This window comes from Paenibacillus sp. 2TAF8 (genome assembly GCF_052114825.1).
GTDB lineage: Bacteria > Bacillota > Bacilli > Paenibacillales > Paenibacillaceae > Paenibacillus.
In genome coordinates this window covers 325,504-351,349 of sequence record NZ_JBFRFN010000001.1, presented here as the reverse complement: position 1 = coordinate 351,349, position 25,846 = coordinate 325,504, and the positions used below count along the sequence as shown (strand labels likewise).

General features: G+C 46.9%; 23 protein-coding genes. 9 read left to right on the top strand and 14 right to left on the bottom strand.

Annotated elements, in window-relative coordinates; all coding sequences use genetic code 11:
• Window positions 1-22: 22 nt before the first annotated feature.
• Entirely contained in the window at window positions 23-631 is a 609-nt protein-coding gene (locus AB4Z30_RS01700; RefSeq protein WP_441922644.1) for a hypothetical protein, read from the bottom strand.
• A gap of 282 nt (window positions 632-913) precedes the next feature.
• On the opposite strand from AB4Z30_RS01700, the gene AB4Z30_RS01695 reads away from it, so the two are divergent.
• From AB4Z30_RS01695 to AB4Z30_RS01685, 3 genes are all read left to right on the top strand, one after another.
• Window positions 914-1,906, top strand: coding sequence for a multicopper oxidase domain-containing protein (locus tag AB4Z30_RS01695; protein WP_441922642.1), 993 nt, complete (start codon window positions 914-916; stop codon window positions 1,904-1,906).
• Window positions 1,907-1,928: 22 nt separating this feature from the next.
• Window positions 1,929-2,612, top strand: a complete 684-nt coding sequence (locus tag AB4Z30_RS01690; RefSeq protein WP_441922640.1) for a Crp/Fnr family transcriptional regulator — start codon at window positions 1,929-1,931, stop codon at window positions 2,610-2,612.
• A 123-nt stretch (window positions 2,613-2,735) separates the two neighbouring features.
• The gene (locus AB4Z30_RS01685) at window positions 2,736-3,161 is read left to right on the top strand and encodes a YlbF family regulator (RefSeq protein ID WP_441922638.1); all 426 of its coding nucleotides are present in this window, start codon (window positions 2,736-2,738) and stop codon (window positions 3,159-3,161) included.
• An 87-nt stretch (window positions 3,162-3,248) separates the two neighbouring features.
• Here AB4Z30_RS01685 and AB4Z30_RS01680 read toward each other — a convergent pair whose 3' ends face one another.
• The gene (locus AB4Z30_RS01680) at window positions 3,249-3,974 is read right to left on the bottom strand and encodes a ZIP family metal transporter (protein WP_441922636.1); all 726 of its coding nucleotides are present in this window, start codon (window positions 3,972-3,974) and stop codon (window positions 3,249-3,251) included.
• Between the two features lie 222 nt (window positions 3,975-4,196).
• Window positions 4,197-4,946, bottom strand: coding sequence for a YwiC-like family protein (locus AB4Z30_RS01675; protein ID WP_441922634.1), 750 nt, complete (start codon window positions 4,944-4,946; stop codon window positions 4,197-4,199).
• A 56-nt stretch (window positions 4,947-5,002) separates the two neighbouring features.
• Between AB4Z30_RS01675 and AB4Z30_RS01670 the strand changes: the two genes are divergently transcribed.
• Window positions 5,003-5,704 carry a Crp/Fnr family transcriptional regulator gene (locus tag AB4Z30_RS01670; protein ID WP_090916998.1) on the top strand — a complete coding sequence of 234 codons (702 nt, stop codon included), beginning with the start codon at window positions 5,003-5,005 and terminating at the stop codon, window positions 5,702-5,704.
• Between the two features lie 185 nt (window positions 5,705-5,889).
• On the opposite strand, the gene AB4Z30_RS01665 is transcribed toward AB4Z30_RS01670, so the two are convergent.
• The 6 genes from AB4Z30_RS01665 to moaA all read right to left on the bottom strand — a co-directional run bounded on the left by AB4Z30_RS01665 (window position 5,890) and on the right by moaA (window position 15,089).
• Window positions 5,890-7,401, bottom strand: a complete 1,512-nt coding sequence (locus AB4Z30_RS01665; protein ID WP_441922631.1) for a nitrate/nitrite transporter — start codon at window positions 7,399-7,401, stop codon at window positions 5,890-5,892.
• Entirely contained in the window at window positions 7,402-8,115 is a 714-nt protein-coding gene (gene narI, locus AB4Z30_RS01660) for a respiratory nitrate reductase subunit gamma (protein ID WP_441922853.1), read from the bottom strand. It abuts the gene before it with no gap.
• 14 nt (window positions 8,116-8,129) lie between these two features.
• Window positions 8,130-8,786, bottom strand: a complete 657-nt coding sequence (gene narJ, locus AB4Z30_RS01655; RefSeq protein WP_441922629.1) for a nitrate reductase molybdenum cofactor assembly chaperone — start codon at window positions 8,784-8,786, stop codon at window positions 8,130-8,132.
• Window positions 8,787-8,803: 17 nt separating this feature from the next.
• The gene (gene narH, locus AB4Z30_RS01650; protein WP_441922627.1) at window positions 8,804-10,276 is read right to left on the bottom strand and encodes a nitrate reductase subunit beta; all 1,473 of its coding nucleotides are present in this window, start codon (window positions 10,274-10,276) and stop codon (window positions 8,804-8,806) included.
• The gene (locus AB4Z30_RS01645; RefSeq protein WP_441922625.1) at window positions 10,266-13,982 is read right to left on the bottom strand and encodes a nitrate reductase subunit alpha; all 3,717 of its coding nucleotides are present in this window, start codon (window positions 13,980-13,982) and stop codon (window positions 10,266-10,268) included. The genes narH and AB4Z30_RS01645 overlap by 11 nt, the downstream gene beginning before the upstream one ends.
• A 105-nt stretch (window positions 13,983-14,087) precedes the next feature.
• Window positions 14,088-15,089 (bottom strand): GTP 3',8-cyclase MoaA, encoded by a 1,002-nt coding sequence (gene moaA, locus AB4Z30_RS01640; protein ID WP_441922623.1) that lies wholly within the window; start codon window positions 15,087-15,089, stop codon window positions 14,088-14,090.
• A 324-nt stretch (window positions 15,090-15,413) separates the two neighbouring features.
• On the opposite strand from moaA, the gene AB4Z30_RS01635 reads away from it, so the two are divergent.
• From AB4Z30_RS01635 to AB4Z30_RS01615, 5 genes are read left to right on the top strand one after another with little or no spacing between them, the layout of a single operon-like run.
• Complete coding sequence (locus tag AB4Z30_RS01635; protein WP_441922621.1) at window positions 15,414-15,647, top strand: DUF2249 domain-containing protein; 234 nt, start codon at window positions 15,414-15,416, stop codon at window positions 15,645-15,647.
• 17 nt (window positions 15,648-15,664) lie between these two features.
• Window positions 15,665-16,042, top strand: coding sequence for a hypothetical protein (locus AB4Z30_RS01630; RefSeq protein ID WP_441922619.1), 378 nt, complete (start codon window positions 15,665-15,667; stop codon window positions 16,040-16,042).
• Complete coding sequence (locus AB4Z30_RS01625) at window positions 16,035-16,685, top strand: DUF2249 domain-containing protein (RefSeq protein ID WP_441922617.1); 651 nt, start codon at window positions 16,035-16,037, stop codon at window positions 16,683-16,685. Before AB4Z30_RS01630 ends, AB4Z30_RS01625 begins: the two co-directional genes overlap by 8 nt.
• A gap of 13 nt (window positions 16,686-16,698) precedes the next feature.
• Complete coding sequence (locus tag AB4Z30_RS01620; protein ID WP_441922615.1) at window positions 16,699-17,931, top strand: hypothetical protein; 1,233 nt, start codon at window positions 16,699-16,701, stop codon at window positions 17,929-17,931.
• 25 nt (window positions 17,932-17,956) lie between these two features.
• Window positions 17,957-18,256, top strand: coding sequence for a metal-sulfur cluster assembly factor (locus AB4Z30_RS01615; protein ID WP_441922613.1), 300 nt, complete (start codon window positions 17,957-17,959; stop codon window positions 18,254-18,256).
• A 223-nt stretch (window positions 18,257-18,479) separates the two neighbouring features.
• On the opposite strand, the gene AB4Z30_RS01610 is transcribed toward AB4Z30_RS01615, so the two are convergent.
• The 5 genes from AB4Z30_RS01610 to AB4Z30_RS01590 all read right to left on the bottom strand — a co-directional run bounded on the left by AB4Z30_RS01610 (window position 18,480) and on the right by AB4Z30_RS01590 (window position 25,816).
• Window positions 18,480-18,821 (bottom strand): cupin domain-containing protein, encoded by a 342-nt coding sequence (locus AB4Z30_RS01610; RefSeq protein ID WP_441922609.1) that lies wholly within the window; start codon window positions 18,819-18,821, stop codon window positions 18,480-18,482.
• 173 nt (window positions 18,822-18,994) lie between these two features.
• Window positions 18,995-20,005: a sugar kinase gene (locus tag AB4Z30_RS01605; RefSeq protein ID WP_441922851.1), complete on the bottom strand. Its 1,011-nt coding sequence runs from the start codon at window positions 20,003-20,005 to the stop codon at window positions 18,995-18,997.
• A 52-nt stretch (window positions 20,006-20,057) separates the two neighbouring features.
• Window positions 20,058-20,225, bottom strand: coding sequence for a hypothetical protein (locus tag AB4Z30_RS01600; RefSeq protein WP_441922607.1), 168 nt, complete (start codon window positions 20,223-20,225; stop codon window positions 20,058-20,060).
• Window positions 20,222-21,265 (bottom strand): SPFH domain-containing protein, encoded by a 1,044-nt coding sequence (locus AB4Z30_RS01595; protein WP_441922605.1) that lies wholly within the window; start codon window positions 21,263-21,265, stop codon window positions 20,222-20,224. The genes AB4Z30_RS01600 and AB4Z30_RS01595 overlap by 4 nt, the downstream gene beginning before the upstream one ends.
• A gap of 177 nt (window positions 21,266-21,442) precedes the next feature.
• Window positions 21,443-25,816, bottom strand: coding sequence for a glycosyl hydrolase 53 family protein (locus AB4Z30_RS01590; RefSeq protein ID WP_441922603.1), 4,374 nt, complete (start codon window positions 25,814-25,816; stop codon window positions 21,443-21,445).
• Window positions 25,817-25,846 lie beyond the last annotated feature (30 nt).

Genomic DNA, 25,846 nt, shown 5'->3' with positions numbered 1-25,846 from the left:
CCCTGTTCCTGATGGTTATCAATTATCTTACGTTATGCTGCATTTTGGTCAACACGCGGGTTACAGCTTCCCTGTTCTTGGCTTCCTTGATGTAGACAGGGACACTGTGTGATGCAGTTTTCAGAGATCTGCCCCCATATTTCACACGTAAATCAGCCGATACATACTGCAAAAGATAATTCAGATGTTGCCGATTGACAGCCCAGATCTGTTTGCCTCGAATATAGTCCAGAAAATAGAGTTCCAGACCAAAAAGCGGGTCCCTGCCCTTTTGAATTTCGTTGTAATAACCTCGACTGACCTGCCTTTTATGCAGTTTAGCTCGATTGTTTGCCCCGCAGTGTGGACATGTAATATGGGCTAGCGGATGGGGTGTCATCTTCTCATCGGTTACCAACACCGTAAACCACCGCTCACATACAGTACAATATCCCTTAGCTGCATACTCGTAGTCGGCTTCTTTGACTGCATGAGTGTAGCACTGACTACATTTCCACTGCACTTTTCCATTAATGCGCTCGATATAAGCGTACCCGCCGCATTCTGGACATTTGACATCAACTCGCTCTCCCCGGTAAAGCACAGAATAAAAGCTGTATTTGTATGCCCCTTCGTCTTCGAAACGTTTCACATTCAACCTCTCCTTTCATTGAACCTTACTCTGAATCAGTCATTCATCCCACATTGTTCCAAATGAGCCGTTAATAAAATTATATGAAACTCTTTACCCAAGCACAACAAATCCAGGCTCGCTGTCTCAAAATAACGTCCTTAGTCCTACACAAATGTGTGCTTCGTCACACCGATGATCCCATCGATATCGTAATCTAGACTTAAGAAACTCTCATCATTACCATCTCCCAAATATGCTTTTGTGAAAATCATCACTTGTTAATTGAAAGGTAGTGACCCTATGCTCTCGTTTCCCAATATTTTCAAATACACGCTGCTTCTGACCATCTTTACTGCCGCACTCTCTCATTGCAATGCCACAAGTCCCGTGCAGCAAAATCAAAATGAAGAGGCCTTCTCCAGCTCTGCTCCAAGTCAGCCACCCGTTGATCCGGTCATTCGCAGAGAAGGCGAAACCGTCTATATTGAAATGACCGCACAAGTGACCGATATCGAAATTTCGAAAGGTGTCATCTATAACGCCTGGACCTTTAATGGGACTTCTCCTGGCCCAGTCTTGCGTGTCAAAGAGGGAGATACGATCGTTTTTACGTTAAAAAATAAAGATACCCGCATGAACCACTCAATGGACATGCATGCCGTTCATGCTTCTCCGAGCAGTAAATTCATCGATGTCATGCCGGGGAAAGAAGGCACTTTCACCTATCCGGCCTCCAATCCAGGCGTATTTATGTATCACTGCGGTAGCAAACCAACCCTAGCTCACATTGCCAACGGCATGTACGGCATGATCATCGTTGAGCCCAAAGCAGGATATCCTTCGGATCACCTCGTTGATCGTTCGTATACCCTTGTGCAAAGCGAATGGTACAAAGAGCATGATTACAATTCTTTTGTTAACGGGGAACCGGAGTATGTTGTTTTTAATGGCAATACCTATACCCTGAAAGAACATCCACTGCTGGCAAAAGTAGGAGATACCGTGCGCATCTATGTCAGTAATGCTGGTCCAAACGAAGTCTCTTCCTTCCATGTCGTAGGTACGATTATGGATCGGGTATACAAGGACGGTAATCCAAGAAACATCGAGTATGGGATTCAGACCGTTATGCTTCCCGCCAGCGGAGGAGCGGTCGTTGAGTTTACCGTCACCGAAGAAGGTGACTATCCCATCGTAACCCATCAATTCAAGCATGTAGACAAAGGTGCATCTGCCGTACTCCGTGTAACGAAAGATGGTAAAAATCACGGTGGTGAGACTATGGCTCATTAATATATAAAGAGGTGACTAAGAAATGATTTGTACCCATGGAAAAAACGATGCCTGTTTCACCAAAGTTTCGCTTTTTCAGCATCTGGACCCTGCGGACGCTGCATTGCTGACCTCGCTCCTCCATACCAGCAAATATCTAAAAGGCGAATATATTGTGCAAGAAGGCGAACTTTCAGACAGCCTTTTTGTAATACATCAGGGTAGTGTGAAACTATCCAAATATAACGAGAACGGCAAAGAACATATTATCCGGTTTCTGTTCTCCGGTGATTTTTTCGGACAGCATTCATTACTACATCAGACACCCCATCAATCCAATGCGGAGGTTCTTGAGACCTCGTCGATATGCTCCATCCGCAAACAGGACTTTGACCAGCTACTTGAACATGATCCCAAACTTGCTTATCATTTCTTGCTTGCCATCACCCGTCTGCTCAATGAGACCGACGAGTGGAACAGTTCCCTCAGCGCAATGACGACGGATCAAAAAATTGCGAAGTTGCTGCTCGATTTCCATACTCGGAATCATGCTAACCCTGAGATTCGACTGCCTGTTTTCAAAAAGGATATGGCTTTGCTCTTAGGAATTACACCGGAGACGTTGAGCCGTAAATTAAATCTCATGCAACATCAGAGGCTGCTTCAGGTAAACGGCAATGAGATTCGTATTCTGCAGCTACAGGAGTTGAAAGATATGATCTCCTGATCAATTCATCGCCTGCTTGCATATGTAAACTATTTAACCCAGGTTGTGAGTATCGTCACAGTGAACGTCTGATTTACAGTATAAAGTGAATAACAAGAATAGAATTTTCAGGAGGCTAACCTTATGACGACTACCGTTGTTAAATTGGACAAACAACTCATTATGCATAAAATGCAGGAGCTATGCTCCCTATTGTTACAGGATGAAGGCTACAAAGAGATGCGTGAGATGATCGACCAATTTGCCGCAGACGAACAAGCGACCGAGCAATATGAACGCTTTATGGAGAAACATCAGGCTCTCGAAGAGAAAGAGCGTCAAAATATGGAGTTGCTCGAATCCGAGATTAAAATCTACGAAGAGGAAGAACGCGCGCTTTACGATCATCCGCTGATTCGCAGATTTATCTATGCACAACGTGAATTCAGCCAATTGCACCAACAGATCAGCAACTATTTTACAAAATCCGTTGAATTAAATCGTCTGCCCGAAGCCAAAGAGTTGGGTAAAGAAGCCTGTGGTTGCGGTGGAAACTGCTCCGGCCATTAATTTCTACTTAACTTCTTAGCGAGATCAAGCTACAAGAAAGAGTATCCTTAACTCAGAATGGCTCTGAGGGGATACTCTTTTTTTCGATTATATATCCAGCAGTAAAGAAACCAGTAATCCCATCGATGCAATCAACCCTACGACAGGACCTCCTTCTTCAAAAGCCTCAGGCATCATCGTCGAACAAAGCATAGCTATAATGCCTCCTCCGGCAAAAGCACCAATCGCTGCTCCCATCTCTTTGGGTAGCTGTTCCAGAAACAGATACCCGCCCATTGCGGCAAGTGCAGAGATCAACAACACTCCGAGCCACATCAATAAAATGTTACCTTTGCTATACTTGCTATTCTTCAGTCCTGCGGTACTAGATAAGCCTTCAGGAACATTGCTGACAAAAATCGATACCACCAGCACCACACTGACACCGTTCCCCGCCAGCAAACTGGCACCCAGCATGATCGACTCGGGAATGGCATCCATCACGGTGCCTGCGAATATGCCGAGCCCGCTTTGCTGGCTTGAGTCTTTCTTGTTGGAACGTTTCCGATCCGAACCACCTTTAGCTGAGATGAGCCAATCAAATATTGTATATACGACGGCTCCAGCGGTAAAACCGATCGCTGTTGGTAACATGCCTCCATCGTTCAGTGCATCCCCGAGAAGCTCGAACGTAGCTGCACCAATCAGCGTACCTGTCCCGAAAGCCATAATCCAACCGATAACCCTTTTCGGAATCTTCATAAACAAGGCTGCAAGCGCACCAATCACTACTGCTGAGGCGGAGATGCCGCCCCACATGAATGCAGTCCACATCAGGGAAGGCCCCTCTCTCGTTCCAAATTGTTTTATCTCCCATTAACCCGGGGTGACAGATTAAAAACAATCACCTGATCCATTGGACTTTATTTTCACAAAATAATCAGTTAAACAAGCCGTACTTCCCTTTACAATTCATCATTCCATGTCAATCCGATGACGGTGTGACCTATGTCACCTGATGTGGACTTAAATCACGTTATGATAAAATGATGTCATTTACAGCAGGATGAACCAGAGCAGGAACTGCACCGCTCCAATGATTTCAATGATGCCCACCTTCATAGGACGTAGGGTTTGACCTGCATATCGAAACGCTCTTACAGCGGAATAGACGAAGGCTAGCCCCATCCATGGGTACCCAACGATAGCCGGAATGAATAAGAGTACAACATGGACAAGACGTGACAACCTGATCCAGCGTGGATTGTTGCGTTCCCGAAAGACGGATTTCACAAAGAACGTACTTCCTGTAAAATGTAAAAAGGAAAATAATACAACGATGGCCATTCCGTAATCCCATTCACCACTGCCAATCAGATAAGCGGCTGCTCCGCCAAGGGAGAACACCAGCATCGCACAGAGATCATTGGTGAGGGATCTTTCGGCCTTATGTCTCACATGCCAGATGTTCACCATAAGCAGGCCAGCCAACATAGGGCCAAACCATAACAGCGAAGATTGCCCGATAACCGCCGGTATGAGACAGACTAAAGCAATTGAACCGTATATGGCAGCCCATGTATATAATCGTTGACGATTCGCGTTCCGTTTAAGTGATTGCAGCAAAGGATATGCGGTCAGATATAGGCCAAGCCAGGCTATGAACAGAGGCACATGAAGCCACTGAGGGCTGCTTGCCGCCACACCGACGAGAAAAGGTACACTGACCATCGCCCACCCTCCGTGCTCATGAGGGATAACGATTGGTTTCAGGTTCGTACTTGCATTGCTTTTCAATTCAATCACAACCTCCGATTCGATTTATCATTATAAAATTAGAGCTTTAGAGAGGATGAACTCGTATGACCCGGGTAAATAAAGAAAACGCAGCAGAATTTCTGCAGCAATTCCCTATTTTTCAGGATCTTAGCCCTGAAGAGTTGAAACAAGTTGAAGAAATCGCCATATCCCGCAGCATCAGCAAAAAAACTGTGATCTTTAGTGAAGGCAGTGAAAAAGAAGCGGTGTTCTTCATCCGTACCGGCATTGTCAAAGCGTACAAAACAGACGAAAACGGACATGAACAGATTGTCTCCTTTCTCAAAACAGGAGATATGTTCCCACATACCGGATTTTTCAATGCGCATCCATATCCCGCTACCGCTGTTGCGATTACGCCGACAAGTCTGCTAGCGATCCCTGTCCGTCATTTTGAACGGCTCATGCTCAGCACACCTTCCATTGCCATCAAAATTATGCGTGTACTTGGCGATAAAATACGCGAATTACAAGATAAGTTACAAGTGCTTTCCGGTCAGGATGTGCGTAATCGTGTACTCTCCTTTCTTCTTATGCTGGCAGAGCAACATGGTCAGCAACAAGCAGATAAAATTGTCATCAATCTGCCCATGACCCACCAGGAATTTGCCAATTCCATAGGAACGACAAGGGAGACAGCCAATCGACTGCTGAACCAGCTTGCGAAAGATGAGTTGCTTGAGGTTGATCGTAGTCGCATCATCATTCATAACCTGCAGGCTTTAAAGGAACAACGAGACGCCTGAGCATAACGATAAGGCGCTGCATGCATTTTGCTTATTCTGTCTTCTTACTTCTTTCCTCTTCTTCTATCCGAGTATGGAGACTGCCACTTGTGCAAAAAGAGACCTTAACTACTGTAAATCAAGTTAAGGTCTCTTGCTGTATGTTGGATCACTTTTTCAAAACCTGTTCCGTTTATATGATTCGCTTAGGCAATCGTAAGATCGGGTTTACTCATGTCACTGAACATACCGGCGTAATATTTGACTTCCCCAGCTTCATTACGAATCGCTGTAATACTAAGCCATTCCTGATAGACCTCACCGTTTTTCTTCCGGTTCCAGATCTCTCCCTGCCAGTATCCTTTGTCACGCAGTTCCTGCCACAACTGATCATAGAACTTTTTATCCTGCTTGCCTGATTTCAGCATGCTCGGCTTCTGTCCGACCGCTTCTTCAGCTGTATAACCTGTAACTGCCGTGAAGGCTGGATTCACAGAACGAATAACACTGTTCGTATCCGTCACCAGAATCGCTTCTATCGTATTCTCCAAAATGCTGGCAGACAGTTGAAGTTTCTCCTGATAGAACATCCAGATGACAAGCACGAGACTTACAAGTGCAATCTGGGATAACGCCATGAATCCTATCGCGTAATGACCCGTCATACTGTACAACAGTGTCAGCATCAATGGAGGGAAGAAACCACCCAAACCACCCATAGCTGAGATCATGCCATTCGCGATACCTGCTTGTTTGACGAAATACATTGGCACCAATTTGAAAATTGTACCGTTACCTGTCCCCGCGCAAAGCGCTACAGTCAGACAGCCCACTGTATAGATATAGAAGGATGGCGCGAAGGATAACACAATCGCCGCTACCGTCAATCCGCCAAATACAAACATTAATATTTTGAACGGATTAAATTTATCACCCAGCCATCCGCCAACCGGACGCATAATTGTTGCGACCAAGATGAATCCTGCGGTGCGAAGTCCGGCATCAACCTTATCCATCTGGAAATTGGTTACGAGGAAGTTCGGCAAGTAGACGGTGAACGCCACGAATGAACCAAACGTTAGGAAATAAAAAAGACACAAGAGCCACAGCTTGTTATTGCGTGATACATCTTTTAACTGCTGCATCAGAGGAAGCGTGACACGGGTTTCTTTTTTGTCTCCCAAAGCAAAGTTGAGTGCCGCCATACCAATTAAAAGAATACTGTAAAATAATACGGTTTTGGACCAACCCACTTGAGCAGCAACCAAAGGAGCTCCAAACGCAGAAAGCGCCGTACCCAAGTTACCAATACCATAGATCCCGTTAACAAAACCGTGACGCTCTTTCGGATAATACTTCGGTAACGAGGTTACTCCGACAGAGAACACAGCTCCACCGATCCCGAGGAAAAATCCCCCAATGACCAGGTCACTGAACGATGTTGCGCGGCTTACCCACCATACGGGAGCGAGTAACAATACAAAGCTAATCATGAAAATGTTACGTGCCCCGTATCGGTTCGTCCAATAGCCAATCGGAATACGGGCAACCGAACCGATCAATACCGGAATGGCCGTTGCCCAAGCCAGTTGTGATGACGTAAGTACGATGTCTTCTTTAATGAAAGGCATGAGTGATGACAGAATCACCCATACCATGAAACCGAGAATCAGACTTGCGGTTTGCAAGGGCAGTTGAACTTTACCTTTTTGCTGCATTTACATCGCCCTTTCCTTTTGTTGTTCTTGATTCTGATTCGGATACACGGCTCCGTCTCTTCTGCGATACAGCACATAGCTACGTCTGAGATATCCGAGGGGCATACTCAGCATGTGAACGAGACGTGTGAATGGGAACACACAGTACAGCACAAATGTAAGTAAGATATGAACTTTGAAGTTCATGGGCACAGTTTGCATCAGAGCCGGATCAGGTTGGAAGACCAACAGTCCGCGCAGCCATGGATTAATCGTTGTACGATAATCAAACCCACTGTGATTTACCGCATTGGCTGAAGTTGCCAAAATACCCGTCACGATAACAATGATCAACATGGCAAGGGCCAGCCAATCCCCAACGCTGCTTGTTGCGCGCACTTTACGAGCCGTATAGCGGCGTACCAACAGAATAACCAAACCGGCAAATGCAATAATTCCTGCCGGTAATCCGCCGAACACAGCGCCCATATGATAGGCTTCGTCACTCAGACCGATCCAGTGGTAAAATTCGATCGGTACAAGCAAACCGGCAATATGTCCGCAGATGACGGCGAAAATGCCGATGTGGAAGAGTAAACTTCCCCATCGCAGCATACGTTTCTCCAGCATCTCACTTGATTTGGATGTCCAACTAAACGGATTGGTTACATATCTCCAGATGGTCGCTGTAATACAAAACACGATGACCATATACGGGAGAGCACCCCATAACATTAATTCCAGTGTACTCACCGACTGCCCCTCCTCATCAGCTCAACGATCTCGTTCAGACCGCCAAGCGGTTGTTTCTGTTCTTCTTTGCTTGGTTCAGGTACGTCCGAAACAGACGGCTCGGGCATCACCTGTAACATCAGCGTAAGGAGCGGCCCGTATGGACTGTTTTGTCCTGCAATGCTTTCGGTCATCGATACCAGTGCTTTATGGCAACTATCCAGAACTCCAATGGCATCTTGCTCAGGAGCCTCGGCAATGAATTCAAGCACCATGGGCAAGTAATCCGGGAGTTCGGTAGCTTCCATATAGAAACCAGCCGCTTCATATCTGCGCTTCAAATCAATCAGTGCTGGCCCGCGATCCCTCTCATCGCCATGCAAAGCATAGGTGAGATAGAGATTCGATTTTTTATCAAAGTCAAACGAACGAACATAAGCGTCCTGCCACCGTATGGCATCTAGAGCCTGTGCATTGCTGATGAAGGTTAACACGGTCTGCTTCACTTTTTCATCAGAGATCGAAAGAACAGCTTCCTGTACGCCTTGTAATCCCTCTCTCCACTCGGTATCCGGATATTGCAGCAGATAGGAGATCAGTTTGCAGACCATTCGTCTTGTTTCCGTGTCGTACACCGGCTTTACGATTGGTTCTGAATCGATATCAATTGTCATCGTTGTTGTCTCCTCTCCTATGAGAATACGCCGCAAGAACCCGGGCCGCCTGCAAAGTCAAGACCGCAGCTGCCTTGTTCACTGAAGAGATCCGCCACTTCCTCACGGTGAGCTGGTGGGATCACAAACCGATCATCGTATTTCGCGATAGCGAGCAGACGATACATATCTTCAACTTCCTGCGCACTCATACCTACCATATCCAGCATGTCGGACTCACTTGTTTTGCCGGTTTGCTGGTTACGCATATGAATCCGCATTACAGCCATTTTGCGCAGTACTTCACGAATACGTCCTGTATCTCCAGCAGTAAGCAGGTTTGCCAGGTATTCAACCGGAATACGCATGTTATCAATCGCCGGGAAAATATCGTTTGCTTCGAGCGAACTTCCTTGGCCTTCTACCCGGTTCGTGATCGGGCTCAGCGGCGGAATGTACCATACCATTGGCATCGTGCGGTATTCAGGGTGAAGCGGCAGTGCGATCTTCCAGTCAATCACCATTTTGTAGATCGGGGACTGCTGCGCTGCTATAATCCAGTCCTCTGGAATGCCTGCTGCCCGTGCTTCACGGATGACTTCAGGATCATTCGGATCAAGGAATACATCCATTTGTGACTCATACAGATCCTTTTCATTCTCAACCGATGCTGCCGCTTCAATGCGGTCTGCATCATAAAGCATCAGACCGATATAGCGGATACGTCCGACGCAAGTTTCGGAGCAGATCGTTGGCAGACCCGCTTCAATCCGCGGGAAGCATAGTGTACATTTCTCGGCTTTGTTCGTCTGCCAGTTGAAATATACTTTTTTGTAAGGACAACTGGATACACAGAACCTCCATGCACGACAAGCATTCTGGTCGACCAGTACGATACCGTCCTCTTCCCGTTTGTACATGGCGCCTGATGGACAAGAGGACACGCAAGACGGGTTCAGACAGTGTTCACAGATTCGCGGCAGATACATCATAAATACCTGTTCAAAATCCATTTTGATCGATTCCTCGACACCTTTCATGTTCGGGTCTTCCATCCCCGTGATATGAGCACCGGCGAGGTCATCTTCCCAGTTTGGACCCCATTCCAGATTCATGTACTCTCCGGTGATTTGGGATTTCGGTCTTGCAACCGGCTGGTGTTTTTTCTCCGGACTGTTGGTCAGTTTTTCGTAATCATATGTCCAAGGCTCGTAGTAGTCGTCAATCGTTGGTTGATCCGGGTTGTGGAAAATGTTAAGCAAACGTCTGGCACGTGTACCGGATTTCAGCTCCAGCTTGCCATTTTTCATCTCCCAGCCGCCGCGATAACGCTCCTGATCCTCCCATTGTTTCGGATAACCGACACCTGGTTTCGTTTCGACATTGTTAAAATACATGTACTCCGCACCTGGACGATTCGTCCAGGTGTTTTTGCATGTAACGCTGCATGTATGGCATCCGATACATTTATCCAGGTTCATGACCATGCTGACTTGTGCTTTAATCTTCAAGCCAATCCACCTCCTGCAGTTTTCTAATGATGACGTTCAGGTCACGCTGGTTGCCTGTCGGGCCATAATAGTTGAAACCATAACTTAACTGAGCATAACCACCGATCATATGTGTCGGTTTCACGTGAATGCGAGTCGGACTGTTATGCGTACCACCGCGTGTCTGTGAAATTTTCGTACCCGGAACGTTAATGTGACGGTCCTGAGCGTGATACATAAAGGCTACTCCGCGTGGAATCCGGTGTGTAACGACTGCTCTAGCCACAACGACCCCGTTACGGTTGAAACATTCGATCCAGTCATTATCCACCAGACCGGCGTCCTCAGCATCTTCATGATTCATCCAGATCGTTGGGCCACCACGGAACAACGTCAACATCGGCTGAGCATCATAGTACATACTGTGAATGGACCATTTATTATGTGGTGTCATGTAGTTCAGCACGATTTCTTTGCCGCCCTCAATCGGACGTTTACTGTTTGGATGGAACGGTGTATGTTTCAGAATCGGTTTGAAGGTCGCCAGCGTCTCACCGAACTCGCGCAGCATCGCATGGTCGATATAAAACTGTTGTCTGCCCGTCAATGTACGCCATGGAATCAGACGTTCTACGTTGGTTGTAAACGGTGAATACCGCCGTCCGCCTTTTTCCGATCCGCTGAACGCAGGTGATGTGATGACTGTTTTCGGTTTTGACGTAATCTCGTCAAATGTGAAACACTCCTCCGAGCGCTCTTCTGCCAGATCCTTCAAGTGCAGTGCCGTTTTCTTCTCAAGTGACTCCCACGCACGTACAGCCATCTTGCCGTTTGTGGTGGTAGACAGCGTCAGAATTGCTTCAGCAACGTTACGATCTGTACTCAGATCTGGACATCCTTGTCCAATGCCATCTTTTCGGTTAACACCAAGAATGCCTTTCAACTTCTCATACTCCTCGGTTGCAGACCATGCAATACCCTTCGTGCCAATCGGTTTATCCTTCACATTAGGTCCGAGACTGATCATTTTGTTGTAAACCGCAGCATAGTCACGTTCTACGACATGAATATGTGGCATCGTTTTACCCGGAATGGCTTCACATTCTCCTGCACTCCAGTCTTTGATCTCACCATACGGTTGCGCGAGTTCATCCGGTGAATCATGCAGCAGTGGTGTAGTCAAAATCTCCTTCTGCGGTCCGTCGAACTGCTGTGCAGCCATGTCGGAGAACACACGTGCAATCTCCTTGAACGTATCCCAGTCGGAACGGGATTCCCACTGTGTGGCTACTGCCGGGTTGAATGGATGCACAAACGGGTGCATATCCGTACTGCTCAGGTCGCTTTTTTCATACCATGTTGCTGCTGGCAGTACGATATCGGAATACATCGCTGTACCCGCCATGCGGAAGTCCATATTGACCATAAGATCCAGCTTGCCTTCCGGAGCATTATCCACCCACTCCACATGCTCTGGACGAAGTCCCAGATCATCATCATTCAACAATCCGTTCGTAGCACCAAGCAAATGCTTCAGGAAATATTCATGTCCTTTGCCTGAGCTTGAGATCAGGTTTGCTCTCCAGACAAACAGCACACGCGGGAAGTTCGCCGGGTCATCAGGCTGTTCAATCGAGAATTTCAGATTTTTATTTTGCAGCTCGGTTGCCACATAAGCACTGATCTCTTCATTCGTCGTTGCTCCTGCATCCAGTGCATCCTGATGCAAATCAATCGAATTGCGGTTAAATTGCGGATAAGACGGAAGCCAGCCCATGCGTGCAGCCATAACATTATAGTCAGCAACGTGCTCGAATCGCGGATTACCCTCAAGTGCCGAGGTCAGATCCCCGACTTTGGTCTCCTCATATCTCCATTGATCTGTTGCAAAATAGAAAAAGGATGTACCGTTTTGCAGACGAGCAGGTCCACTCCAGTCACGTGCAAACGCAATCGTCTGCCATCCTTCCGCCGGACGCAGTTTCTCCTGACCGACATAGTGAGCCCAACCACCACCGTTAACCCCCTGACAGCCAGTCATCAGCAGCAGGTTGATAATAGCGCGATAGATGACATCCGAGTTGTACCAGTGGTTGATCCCGGCTCCCATAATAATCATGGAACGCCCCTGCGTATCAACGGCATTTTGTGCAAACTCACGTGCGATCTGAACGACGGTATCCCGGTCAACCCGGGTGATTTTTTCCTGCCAAGCCGGTGTAAATGGCTTATCTTCTTCCGCTTCTACAACGACTCCTGCTACGATTTCAGTAGAGTCTGCTGAACGAGTCATTTCACGATCAACCCCGTACTTCGCCAGCACGAGATCGTATACTGATGTAACAGTGATCCAGCGATCTTCAACCCGGATGCGGCGCACAGGGATTTGACGCTCCATTACATGACTTCCTTCATCATCGAAGTAAGGCAGGTGCACGGATACGAGATCATGATGTACACCGAGCATGGATAGTCTTGGATCGATCGGCTCGCCCGTATCCACCTGTTCCATTTTGAGATTCCACGTACCTTCTTCACCCCAACGGAAGCCCATACTGCCTTTTGGAATGGCATAAGTACCCGTGTTCTCATCATATACAAGGGTTTTCCACGCCATATTGTTGCCTTGGATGCACAGGTCTTCCCCAAGCAGGAAACGTCCTGCAGTGTTCACGCCATCCTTCTCTTCCACAATCAACAAATTCGGGAAGTCCGTATATTGCTTCGCATAAGACATGAAGTAATCCGTAGGATGATCCAGATAAAATTCTTTCAGAATGATGTGCCCCATCGTCATGGCAAGCGCGCCATCTGTACCTTGTTTTACAGACATCCATGTGTCAGCGAACTTCACATATTCCGCATAATCCGGACTGATGGATACCACTTTGGTTCCCTTATAACGTGCTTCAGCAAGGAAGTGAGCATCCGGCGTACGTGTCATCGGCAGGTTGGAACCCCAGACCATAATATATCCTGAGTTATACCAGTCACTACTCTCCGGCACATCCGTCTGATCTCCCCAGATTTGCGGGGATGCCGGCGGCAGATCCGCGTACCAGTCATAGAAACTGAGAAGTGGTGAGCCTACCAGAGACAAGAAACGTGATCCTGCAGCATAACTGACCATGGACATCGCTGGAATCGGCGAGAAACCAATGATACGGTCTGGGCCGTAATCTTTGATCGTATGAATCATGGAAGCAGCAATAATCTGTGTCACTTCGCCCCATGACGCACGCACGAGTCCGCCTTTACCACGTACCGATTTGTATCTTTTTACTTTCACCGAATCATTTGCAATACTTGACCAAGCCTGTACGGGATCACCATGCGTTTTCAGAGCCTCACGCCACATTTCCAGGAGCGCCCCGCGTACGTAAGGATGTTTCACACGCAATGGACTATATAGATACCATGAGAAGCTTGCTCCACGCGGACAACCACGTGGTTCGAAATCAGGCATATCCGGCCCGGTTGATGGATAATCCGTCGCCTGTGTTTCCCATGTCACGATGCCATCTTTCACATAAATCTGCCAGCTGCACGAACCTGTGCAGTTCACGCCGTGTGTGGAACGCACCACTTTATCATGCTGCCAACGACGGCGATACACATCTTCCCAGTCCCGGTTAACCGGGGACATCTCACTCCAGCCTTCCGCGTTTTTTTCGCGTTTGGCAAAATACTTCAGTTTGCCCATCCAGGGCATGCTTTTGCTGCTCATTGTTGTCCTCCCACAATTGTGACCTGTTGATGCGATTTCGCACCCGAATTGGAGTTCGAGTTTGAACTGCATTCGAAGCTCTATTTAAAGCACTTGCTACTCTTCCTATCCTCCAATCTGCGACATATGCCGCAGCGTAGGCGTTCCGTTAATCTGCTGCCCTTTTAAGGCTTTTACCATGTCATGAGTTTCAGGTTTGGAGCCGAGCGCCTTGTAAAATAAATCCTGAACCGCCTTGTCGTCACCAACGAGCGGACGAACATTGTACTCATCCGACCAGTACAGACAAGGCTTAATGTTACCGTCAGCTGTTAACCGGAGCCTGTTGCAACTGCCGCAGAAATGACTGCTGACCGGATGGATTAGACCAAACGTTCCAGCGGCTCCAGCAATCCGATAACTATCTGCCGGACCATTGCCGTACACATCACCGCAGCTTTCGTAATTCCAATTGGCCCCACAAGTGTTCAGTACATGTTCAAGTGGCAAATAACTCGACTTCCAACCAGTTCCACTATCTCCGATGGGCATGTACTCAATAAATCGAATATCAATTGGATCTTCCAGCGTCATACGCAGAAAATCCTCTACCTCATCGTCATTAACACCTTTCATCAGTACAACATTAAGCTTGATAGGCTGGAATCCAGCCTGTTGACTAGCTTGGATGCCCTCCAGCACACGTTGTACCTTACCGCCCCGGGTAATACGCGCGAATCGCTCCGGTTTGAGCGAGTCCAAACTAATGTTCACACGTGTCAGACCTGCAGCCTTAAGCTTCTCAGCATAAGCCGCCAAATATATGCCATTGGTTGTCAATGCAATGTCTTCAATCCCCGGAATAGCGGATAACATGGCAACCAGTTGATCCAGCCCCTTGCGAACCAGAGGTTCTCCGCCGGTCAATCGCAATTTCCGTATACCTAGCGGAGCAAGTGCCTGGACAATCGATGTAATTTCTTCATAGGACAGGATACGTTCCGTCGGTTCAAACTGCATTCCTTCTTCCGGCATGCAGTACACACAACGCAAATTACATCGATCCGTAACCGATATACGCAAGTAATCATGTACACGTCCAAACGGGTCTATTAGCTTTGATTCCATACACGTACCTCCTTTCTCTCGGGTGCTGTCATGACATCGGCTGAAGGAGAACACTCGCTTCCTCACATGTATTGTCAATCATGGGCTTAAGCATAATGATGTCTGGCTCTGCTAACTGTGCAAAATATCACAAGAGCTGAAACATAACGCACAGTTGCATATTTATGAAAGCTCTGCGAGCCTTTTCCGAACTGGATTCCGGATAAAATAAGGCGAGATTATGACAAAAATAAAGGTGTGAGCAGGCTCACACAGCTTTCCTGTCTGCTTTTCTATAATCAAGTTGCAACACACCACACTAATCCCAATTTGGAGGAATGACCCATGAACACATATGCTGCAACGATTAATGCCACAGAGTATCCACCTCATTTGAAACATAAAATTATCTTTGAAACGTTTGAAGCCCTTCAGCCCGAGGAAGCGATGCTGCTGGTTAATGATCACGATCCAAAACCGCTCCGCTTCCAGTTTCAATCGACACATCCTGACGGCTTCGGCTGGGAATATATCGAACAGGGTCCTATAACGTTTCAAGTCAAAATTACTAAACGATAGATTGGAGTTGGACGGGAATGGCGCATGTTGAAATCATTAACGATACTACACTGCGTCTGACGCTGGGACTCGAAGATGCTGTATCCATGATCCAGATCGCTCAGCGTGAGCAGGCAGCCTATGCACAAGAGATCATCACGATTTATGAGAAAATGCCCGTGTTCGAATTTACTCATTTCTGCTTCTATGCCTATGACAGTGCGAGACTGTTTGAGCGTGTGCTTGAGATGGACCCCAAAACCTATCTCTCCTTCTCTCTTGACGCACCCGACGCATTCTTCTATGCCTTGTACGGAGGCATGGCCGCTTTATATGAATCTTCGATCAAGCTGGTTCAGCAGACGCAAGCAGCTACGGCAATCAGCACCGAAACGGATGTGAACRTTCATGCTTGAAACCGAAGTTAATATTGTTGAACTGGACGTCCGCCCTCATCTGAGTAAAAAACTGGAGCCTTTTCAGCTCATTATGGATACCGTTAAAGAACTGAAACACGAAGACGTATTGGTTCTGCACGCGCCGTTCAAACCGACGCCACTACTTGGCATTCTGAAAATGAAAGGATACTCCAGTACATCGGAACGTCTTGAATCCAATCATTGGGTAACCACATTTGTTCATAAAAAAAATAAAACCGCTGCAGCGAAAGTCTCTGCGGCGGTTCAATCCAAATCTTTGGATCGGCAACCATTAGCTGCATCTTCGATTGAAGATTTGGCCTTAAACGATGTCAACTCTTCCTGTGAAGGGCAACCTCCAGCGATAGCTGTAAATTCTGGATCAGAGCTTTCAGCACAAGATACAGCATCTACATTGCTGGAGCCGACCATCGTTCTGGACAATCGCGGACTAGAGCCACCTCAACCGATGATGCGCACATTAGCCGCTCTCGAACGCTGCAAACCGGGAGAAGTTGTCCTCATTCATAATGACCGCGTGCCCGTTTTTTTGATCGAGGAATTGAATCAGCTCGGTTGTCTTTACACCGTTGAGGATCAGGCGGATGGTACAGCCAAAGTCAGAATTGAAAAAGGGTAAGGGGGCGAAAGCCATGTCCAGGTTGCCGTTTCTTTTTATCATCACGGGCATCGTTGGATTTGTAATGTATCACGCATTCTCCTTGCTCTCATTAACAGGCTGGCTAGGTGATGAATTAAGAGGACCCGAAGGCTGGTTTCATGCCCATTTGTTTGTGCTCGGGTGGGCCACCATGCTGGCAATGGGTGCTGTTTATCAGTTGATACATGTCATTTTGCAAACGAATATCTACAGTACAGTGCTCGGTTACTGCCACTATTTCTTGTTCACCATCGGCGCTACCGGCATGTTAATGGGATTCATCCAGGCTGATGTAATCTGGATTGCCTGCTCAGCAACGCTTGCACTATTCGGCATCTTGTTATTCGGTTTGAACATGGCTATCACCCTCTATCGTGCTTCCATTTGGAACCCCGTAACGATCAGTGCGGCATGCGCCTGTCTGTACCTTGTGCTTACCGGATTATCCGGCATGCTGATGGGACTGAATTTTGCTTTTGGCGACTGGAATGGTCTGCATCAACGATTGTTTGGCGCTCATATCTGGATGGGAACCCTCGGATGGTTTGGCATGTTAATTACCGGATTCAGTTACAAAATGCTGCCGATGTTTTATTTGTCCCATGATTTCTCCATCCGATTGCAAAAGATGGTTCTGGTTCTATGGAATGCTGCTGTTATCACCGGAGTGATCGCATTCCTGACAGGTATTCAAGGTGGCTTGCTCTGGTTTGCGCTTTTGCTTTTGACAGGAGCATTGATCTGTTATGTGTACCATCTGGAACAAATTCAGGAGAAACGGCATAAAAGCAATCCTGGCCCCGGAATCCGCTGGACGGTCTATGTAAGCCGTGCCTTGCTCGTATATTCCACGGCTCTGTTAATCTATAGTGCGCAAGGGATGGAGCTGTTACTTGATTCACGTGTTGTGCTTCTGACAGGCTGGGTATATCTTGGAGGCTGGGTATCCCTGACGATCCTCGGATATGCTTCCAAAATTGTGCCTTTTCTATGGTGGACCCACAAATACGGCAAACTCGCCGGACGTCCTGGCACCCCACTCATGGCTGGTATGTTAAGTGAAAAAAGGATCAACCTTGGAATACTTGCGATGGTCGCAGCAAGCCTGCTGTTAGTCAGCGGTATTCTGATCAATCTGGCCGAAGTGATGATGGTTGGCGGAACATTATTGTCTATGATCTCGATTGTGTATATTTCAAATATCGCTTTGGTATTCAGACGTTAACAAGATGGATTGGAGCGTGGAAAAGATGGAACAAATCTCACATTTACTCGAGCATTTAAAAGAAGTCTATGACCCGGAGCTTGGTGTCAACATCGTTGACCTTGGCCTTGTGTATGAGGTAAAGGAAGAGCCAGATCGCATTCAGGTCCGAATGACACTTACTACACCCGGCTGTCCGCTGCATGACACCATCGTCGGTGCGGTGAAATGGGTTTTACAACAAAATACCGACAAGACCGATATTGACGTACAGGTGGTATGGGAACCGCAATGGTCTCCGCAGCTGATGTCCAGAGAAGCCAAAGAAATGCTCGGATATTTCTAACAGATGCTCAAATTAAGGATGTTGGCGGAAGGAAATATGTCCAAACAACTCAGTCTGTTGAACACCAATACCCCAAAAAACGTACTCAAGTTCTGATCTCTTCAGGCCAAGGTACGTTTTTGTATGCACTCCGTTTTGCACGGAAAAGAGATGCACTGTACCAAAGAAAAAGAACTCCTCGCGGAGTCCCCATTCCCTATTATTTATCCACTTCTATTGGCTATTAGATATCCTTGGCATAAGATGCTTCCGGCACTTTGCTCAGCACTACGAACAACCGAACCTCCGCATCACTCGTGTTATGGAACGCGAATTCAACCTCACCTCCGCAAGACACCACGTCTTCTGCCTGGATCTCATGCTCTTTTCCATCCAAAATCAATGTGCCTTTGCCTTCAACGACGAGAAGTGTGAGGTCTGCACCGGGATGTTTGTGAACAGGAAGCTGTTGTCCTGGCAGAAAATGAAGTACAAAAGTTACACCGCCTCCTTGTTGAAACAACACCCGTTTTGTGAAACGTTCCGTACTATATGCTTTAACTTCTTGTAATGACGTAATACTCATGATCATCATCCTCCTGTATTTGTTCTGGTTATGTATCCATCTTAACGCGAAAAAGCCTGCATCTCCTTGATTCAAATCAAGAAAACACAGGCTGTGGTGCACCGATTGAATTACCGGCTTTTCATAAATCCAAAAACTTAATAGAGATCTATATTATAATAGAAGAAACCCGTTCATATTACCAACCGACCTCTCTTCTCCGCCAGATCAATCGTTGCGTGCACCCCCGAGTTAAATTCCAGAAAATCCTGCTCCACCCCGTCACTAAAAATAACCCCATCCTCCGGCATCTGCGAAACGATGTGAAGTGGACATTCCGCATGAATCTGTCCAAAAACAAGATTGGCCGCTGTGGTTCGACTCGGAAACGGTTCACGTACAGTAAAGTATAAATAAGGGGCATCCCATGTAAATCCGTTATTGTTCAATCCTTTATCCGAAGCTGTTCCTGTTAAGTCAACTGCTCTTTCTGCACTAGCCAGTCGATCCCCATCCTCCCTTCTCACATGCTGCCAGGCCGCCGAACTGACAATGCCTGAAGCTCCGGCCAGTACACTCTTCAACCATCCTGTTGATCCCATGCCCGTAGATACAATAATGCCGCTTGACGAATGATTTTCGATCATATTTCCCAATCGCACTTCATAACGGGCAGACACATGTGTCTTCCGACCAATAAACAGATCATTGACGCCGTACAGCACCTGTCCGTCATTTAATTCAACTTTGGCAAGGGTAACTTCCTTAAGCGCGCGTTGTCTACGAATCACATCTGGAACAATGAAGCTTAGATCCTCAACTGTAAAAGGTAACAGCACCCCGTCCCACCGCATCGGATCTGGATTCACACCAATGAGCGGCTGCTCGGTAACATATTTCAACGTATTGGCAACCAAACCATCCTGCCCGACCACAACCACAATATCTTGTTCTCCAAATATAAAATTGGGGACATGCTCCCGGTCAATCATCTGAACACGTCCAAGTTGACTCAATTGTTGTTGAGCAAGCTGTATCGATTGCTTGTAACGTCGATCCTCTTCGACGTAATCGCTAAAATCAGCACCAAGACGTTCAATGTAAAACTGAGCTTGCTGTACCGTATTGTAACGTACAATCAATTCCTCCAGTCGGCTTCTGCGCTTGACCAAAATTAATTTATGCTCACTCATAGGTTCATTCATCTTAACCATCTGTGATTTCACCTCCGTTTTCCCTTTGACTTGAGGACAACCGTTATTGATTTTTTTGGTCTTGGTTTTTTTGACTTGTCTCACTTGTCTGACTTGCCCGCTTCACCAGATTGGCTTGATTGTCTGACACGTTCGGCCTAACTTGACTGGATCGTATAAACCGTGTTCTGGAAGCGGATAGATTGGTTTGTTTCCCCCATCCAACAATCATCGTGCTGCCCCTCCCTTACCTCTTCCTTCTGCTGGTGCCATCAGACCCTGTAGCAGATCTGGCGAAATGTTAAGTTGTCCGATCTTGCCAGCATTCTCGGCCAGTTCCTGGAACGCAAGTGCAATTAGTTTATCCGAATTCATGCCCATATTGGCCATGGCCTGTAATACATTCGGCTGTACATGTTGAAGCGAATTCATGACTGCTGCAATCTCATATGCTTTGGCATCTGCTTCGGCATTCTTATTCGCAATGGTAAGTTCGATTAACTGCTGCTTACGCTCTTCCATCGCGGTATTAAACTGAAGCTGCTCCTTCTCCATCTCGTTCTGTTTCTGTTTTACTGAGCGTTCTGCCTGCAATTGTGTTTCCCGAATCTGCTGCTTTTTCGTCTCCACCGCAATCTCGGTATTCAGTTCATTTTCTTTCACACGGCGTTCCTGCTCAATCGAAGCATTGCGCCGTACATATAAAGCCTCATCTGCCTGTCTTAGAATTTCTTCTCTCGCCTGTGCCTCCAACGCGCGCATCGTTTCCTTGTTTGGCAAAATAGCCAGAATGGATAGATTCATCAGCTCAACGCCAAGCTTTTCCAACTCTTCATGCTGCGCTACCTCCCGTTTCATACTGCTGGCAAGACGTTCACTGGATTGAATTGCGTCTTTTAACGGCAACTGCTCCAAATATTTCTTCGTGAGCACTTTTGCAATGGTAATCACCCGCTGATCCAGCTTGTGAGGATCATCAGACATATATTGATTTTTGCGCAAATTATACGTGTAATTCAGGCTCTTTGTAATTTTGCCATAATCCATAATGCGATAGCTAAGTTGTCCCTGTACGGTAACCGTCTGATAATCCGCTGTAATCTCCTCGAACATAAAGGGCACATCCACAGAAGAAACCGGCAATACAACAACCGAAGTCGTTGGCTCGTAATAATAAAAGGATAAACCCACACCTTCGCGCTGTACTCTACCGTTTTTCACTTTCATTACATATTCACTCGGTTGAAACTTTACAAATCGGAATCCAAACATGGCTCATTCCTCGTTTCTCGTTAATGTCGTTTTGATATTATCGAAATGATAACAAATGATTTTGATATTGTCAATACGACATTAACAAAATTCGCACGAAAAAAGAGATCGCATCATGGATTCGACCTCTTCCTTATCTATATGTCATTACGATTTAATTAAGTCAAGTTACCGTATCTAATACAGCTGTTCAAGCAATCTCGCTACTGCAACGGCGCCTTGCGCACGATTAGCAGTTTGTTTGGGAGCAAATGTGCTATCAGGCAAGCCTTTTAGTATGCCAAGTTGTACCATAGATGCCACGGCGTCCTTCGCATACTCATGAATGTCTGCTTGATCTCTGAACTTCATCTGAGCAGCGCTTATCGTAGTGGAATTGTTATTACGTTCTGCCGCTTCCATCGCTCGATCCAGCATAACAGCCATATCTTCTCGGGAGATACGATCATTCGCACCGAATGTTCCGTCAGCTCTGCCCTGAACAATGTTCATTGCAAGGCCTGCGCGAACCCCATCCGCATACCATCGATCTGACTTGACGTCTGTTGGTAGTGGCTTAGCTGAAGAATCTGTGTGATTCGTTTTTCCAATCCCTTTAACGAGCATCTGTAAAAATTGGGCACGGGTGAGTTCACCCTGCGGTTCAAAACGTGTGTCACTCATACCTGCAATGATGCCTTTGCTATAGAGATGTTGAACCTCTGGAATTGCCCAAGCATGTTGCTGCAAGTCGGTTAACGGCACTTCAACATTGGTAATGACGTAACTGCCAGGCATAGACGGCTTGAACGCCATCGTAGCTGTAGCCTGCTCATACTTCGTATAAGTGACAGGGTGTAATTCACCGTTTGTTGAGATGGAGTTGACAACCATGACCGTTTGATCAACTTTGACTGGTTGTACATCAGACAGAAGCACTTCAACTGTCTTATCCTCCCACTGGATTGACTTGTTATTGAGCAGCATCCGCACATCAACTACAGGATGATTGCCGATATGATCTCGCTTCGCAGCAGTCACTTGCTCTGCGGAGCCTTCCGCAACGACAACGTCCAACGTACCTGTAGTCTCCGCGATTGTCATCGGCAGGGTCCTAAGCGGGATACGGACTGTCGTTTTGCCTGTCACCACCTCAATGGATTGCACTTCCTCCGAACGAATCCATGAAGAGAGCTGACCTGCTGGCACTTGGAACGTCACCGCTTTGGAACTATCGGGCACATCGCCCACAAGCTTCAACGTACGTTTGCCGGAATCCATCGATTTCAAAGCTTGAGCAAGCTCAGCTGTACTTGGACGCACCGCATATGTGCCATCTCCAGTTGCTGTTCCTTTTACAGTAATAGAACCGCCCTCAGTTTCGCTACCATGTGTTGGTTGAGTTGAAATTACCGGATTGTTCGTACTTGTTGAAGGTACGGATGGACCGGAAGGATTACTTGGCTGAGATGGTTGTTCAGTGCCCGGATTGGTCGTCTGAGGTACCAGTTGTGCAATGGCTCCCTTCAGAAGTTGATCCGCATTAATTATTTCTTGTTCTGAAGCTTCCGCATCCAGAACAAGCTGCCGAGCTTGCCCCAACACTTTACTGAACACACTCCAGCTTGAAGCCGTGTAATCGGTTTGTTTCAATGCTTCCCCAGATGTAACGGTTGATTTTAATACGGTTTTGTCAGCCGGAATGGTACCATAAGCCTCGAATTCCATGAATCCAACCCATGTCGGTCCAGCGGTAATCGTTACACGAATATAACGTCCCTCAGTTCCCTCGGGGAGAACATGACTGGGGGAAGTGGATACGACAACATCACTTGTCGTATCAACGACTGTCTTGAAATGCTCATTATCATCCGATATATCAATTCTGTATTTGATACCACCGCTCCACATCGACATTTCGATTTTACGGAGATTTGCAACGTGTTTAAGATCCACCGTCCACCAGGGATTCTCATTCTGTTTCCGCTCTGTTCCCCAGGACGTATTAGGATTATCGTCGATCGCACCTTCCGGCGAGTTGTCCTTACCACCGCCATTTCCTGCACTGCTTGAAGCTGTAGCTTTTTTACCTGTTGTTAAGGCATCCAGCTTAATTAGCCCACTAAAGGCTTGTTTCAATGAATCCAGTCCTGTATTCACATCAGACTGTTTAGCTTCTGCATTGTCTCTGACTTGAATAGCGGCCTGTAGCGCCAGTTGCAAAGAAGACCAACTACGACGTGTATATGAAGCTCCGTTCTCCTGTTGCATCAACTGAATGTACTCAAGCAGTTTTGTTTTATCCACGTCAGACAAGCCTCTTATGGCTGCTTCAAGACGCTCTACCGCTATATTTGCATCTGTCTGTGTAGCTCTTGGGTCAGCCACAACGGATTTTGCATGTTCCAATGCTTTACTGAATACAGTCCATGTTGCAGCCGACCAATTTGCCTGCTGATACGTCTCTGCTTTTTGAATTGCAGCCAAGACCTGTTTAAAGTCCGGTGTTATCACACCAAGCTCTGACAAAACACGTTCCAGAGATGTTGTCGCTGCATTGGTTTCCTCTTGACTTACACCGCCCGGTGTATACGCCTGAGCATATACATTTTCTGCTGCAGTGATTGCTGGTTCCAGACTACCCCAGGTTTCTGATGTGAAGTCACTCGCTACCAGCGATTTTGCTCGTGTCAGTGCTGCTGCGAGCTGCTGCCGAGCTGTCGGCAGCTGTTCCAGTCCTCTTTTGTACACATCGAGAGACCATAACGCTCTTCCTTCATAAGAGTGCCCACCATTCGCTGGATACTCATCGTAATCAAACATGCTCTGATTCTCCCACGCGTCGCCTTCGGAAGCAATCCAGCCTACACCTACCGGAATCCATGCCGGCTCCCAGTAGAAGAAACCTGCCCCGCGATTATTCGGTACATTGGCAATCAAATCCATGATACCCGCGATGGCATCGTATTGACCTTGCACCGTTGCAGGGAATGTTGCTCCTCCTTGAAAGAGTGCTTGATCCGACCCGATAATATTACCATGCGCGTCCCCGTTTTTATAAGTGAACGGATAGGATGTTTCAGCTATAATGACATCTTTCCCAAAAGTTGCTGAAACGTCGTTCATCGTTTTCTGCACATCGGCAAATGTACCGTGCCAGAACGGATAATACGAAAGTCCAATGATGTCATAATCGGAGTCGAGTCCTTGTTTTTTCAACTCATCAAAATACCATTTGAATGTCTCTGCCTTGCCACCTTCAGCCAGATGAATCATGATCTTCGCCCGATCAGCTGCATTAACATTTCCTTCGACTGCACGAACCCCATTGATCCCCTGCTTCAGTAAAGCTGCATTTTCCTTAAAATTCACATCGCTGCTTAATCCGTTGAGAAGACCACTATTAATCTCGTTACCGATCTGTACCATATCCGGCATCGCACCAGCCTGCTTCATTTCTCCCACGACTTCAACCGTGTAATCGTATACCGCTTTTTTAAGCCCTTCGAAACTCAAATTCTCCCATGCTTTCGGTCTCAACTGCTGACCTGGGTGCGCCCACTCATCCGAGTAATGGAAATCCAGCAGCACCTTCAAGCCTTTTTGCTTCGCACGTACAGCCATTTTGATGACATCAGCTTTATCATTATAGCCACCTGATTTTTGTGGATCATTCCACAAACGCAGACGCACATAATTGACACCGCGATCCATGAGGATATCAAGCAAGTCCCGCTCGGTGCCGTTGCTATCCAGATACTTCCCACCCTTAGCTTCAATCGCCGTAAGAGTCGAAATATCAACGCCTCTGACATAATCAGAACGATACTCTTGTACAACAACCGTTGCTTGAGGCATTTTGTCAGTCCCATATACGGCACCCGTCACAGAGAATGATCCTGTTTTTTCATATTGCGATGGATCAATGATGTCCCATGTGACAGGAACGAGGCCCGACTTCTCATTCGTAAAATTGGCTTTGATTTCCGCTGGTAGATTCGGAGCACTTCTTGGTAGTGTACTCACTTGAATAGGATCATAACTGATAATGTTGGCTGGCTCCATACCCTCTGATTCTCCCCACACTTTGAACTCCAATATTTGGGACCAAGCTCCACCTTCTTTGTAAAAAGAAATATTAAGCTTGATATAACGTACATTATTTTGATGAAAGGTCAGATTCGAAGTCTGTTTTGCATCCGCATTATCGTGTTGATCGGCAACAGTAGACCATTGCTGCTGATCAGTAGAAGTTTCAAGTGAATACTTCACAACCGTATTCTCTCTCCACATGATTTCCGCTCCCGACAGATTGTACGTGTCTCCCAGATCAATGATGACCCACTCCGGCTTTTCCGGTGTCACTCCAACTTCTGTACTCCAATGGGTGCTCACATCGCCATCGACCAGATGAGCTTTATCGCCTCCCCACCTTTTTTCATCCGAACTCACCGTTACTGTCTTGTTCAGCGCCACATTATTTTTTGCCGCCTCTGCTGGTCTGGCGATCAGACCCAGATCACAGAACAACAACAATAAAACAAGACAGCCACTTATGTACCTCTTCTTCACCCTTGATCTCCCCTTCTCGTATTTAATTGT